This window comes from Asanoa sp. NPDC050611, assembly GCF_040654855.1.
GTDB lineage: Bacteria > Actinomycetota > Actinomycetes > Mycobacteriales > Micromonosporaceae > Asanoa.
Map to the genome: position 1 here is coordinate 1 of NZ_JBFAIU010000682.1, position 1,406 is coordinate 1,406.

The following is a 1,406-nucleotide window of genomic DNA, read 5'->3' on the forward strand; positions in this document are numbered from 1 at the left end:
ACCCGGCCGCGGAGCTGACGGCGGACTGGCTCCACGGTCTCGGCAACCCGGTCCGCGGCGACGATCCGCGCGGCACCGGCGACGCGCCCGTGGTCCGACAGCGCGAGCCCGTGCCGCTCGTCGAGGGTGGAGCTGATGAAGACCCGGAGCCGGTCGTCGGGCGTTCTGATGGGATTTCCGCCCGCCACCCTTGTCAACTTAGTCCGTTTTGAGATAGCTCCGGCCACGAGCCGACAATCGGTAGCCAACGGGCAGGCTCTCGGTCAGGCCGAGCGCCTTGAGCTTCCGCACGTCGATCTTGAACGAGGGCGTGTCCCGCCCGACCGAGGCCGCCAGGTCGGGCGCCCGCACCCCCGGCCGGTCCCGGATCATCCCCAGCGTGGTGGCCGTCCAGGGGCCGTGCGGGCTGGCCTTGTCGAGGCGGGCCAGCCGGGCGTCGATGGCCGCCCGCGCGGCGTCGTCGAGGTCGGCGTCGGCGGCCAGCACCGACCGCGGGTCGGGCGTGTCGAGGCGCCGGAACCGCAGCAGGTAGAGCTGGCCCTCGCCGGCCGGCACGTCGGCCAGCAGCGCCGCCAGCGTCGGGAAGCCGGCCGCCCGGGCGTCGGCGGCCCGCAGCGCCGACCGGCTCACCGGCTCGACCGCGAGCATCTCCACCATGCCCTGGCCCGTGCGGTAGTGGCCGCCCGCAACCACCTGCGGGCGGCGCCACCGGCGCACCGCCGCGGTGATCGTGCCGTCGGCGATGCCGTCGCGCAGCCGCTGTTCGAAGAGCATCAGTCCGCCGGGGCCGGTGGGCGGAAGCCCAGCTTGATGGTCGGCAGCCAGGCGGTGTTCCAGTCGAGCTTCGGGCAGGTCCAGGTGATCACGTACGCCCGGCCGGCGACGTTGTAGAGGACCCGGATCGCCCGCTGCGGCTCGGCGTTGACGGGGGTGAACTCGTACTCCCACTCGGCGCCGCCGTCGAAGAGCTGGCTGCGGGTGACCGTGGCCTCGGCGTAGCCGACCAGCGTGCCGTCGCGCTGCTGCTCCTCCGCCGTGCGGGTCCAGTGTGCGACCGGGTCCGGCACCGCGGCGGGCAGCTCCTCGACGCTCATCAGGCGGTCCATGTTGCTGTCGTACAGGCACGTGGTGCCGCCCTGCTCGGTGTAGACGCGCCAGCCGATGGGCGCCGGCAGCCGGTAGCCGGCCGGTGCCGTGTACCAGGTGAACGCGCTCAGCAGGTCGAAGCGTTCGCTGGGCGGCGCGGGCGTCGCCCGGATCTGGTCGGTCACCGCGTGCCGCGGGTTCTGGCAGGGCATCACCCCGCCGCCGAAGCCCGCGGCGACGGTGACGGCCGACAGCGAGGAGTACGCCGTCATCCTCGGCCTGCTCAACCGCTCGCTGAGCGAGGACAACCGCCGCTGGAC

Annotated in this window: 3 protein-coding genes; all 3 read right to left on the reverse strand. The window is 73.8% G+C overall.

Going from position 1 to position 1,406, the window contains the following annotated elements:
- On the reverse strand, positions 1–188 hold a 188-nt coding region (locus tag AB0H87_RS41795), incomplete at its 3' end, for a hypothetical protein (RefSeq protein WP_360159420.1).
- 10 nt (positions 189–198) lie between these two features.
- Positions 199–774, reverse strand: a complete 576-nt coding sequence (locus tag AB0H87_RS41800) for a hypothetical protein (protein WP_360159423.1) — start codon at positions 772–774, stop codon at positions 199–201.
- The coding region (locus AB0H87_RS41805) for a hypothetical protein (RefSeq protein ID WP_360159426.1) at positions 774–1,406 on the reverse strand (633 nt) is incomplete at its 5' end. The genes AB0H87_RS41800 and AB0H87_RS41805, both read right to left, overlap by 1 nt.

What these genes read in the sequence shown, in the direction of transcription:
- AB0H87_RS41800 (WP_360159423.1), bottom strand. Translation starts at nt 774, where the DNA reads ATGCTCTTCGAACAGCGGCTGCGCGACGGCATCGCCGACGGCACGATC.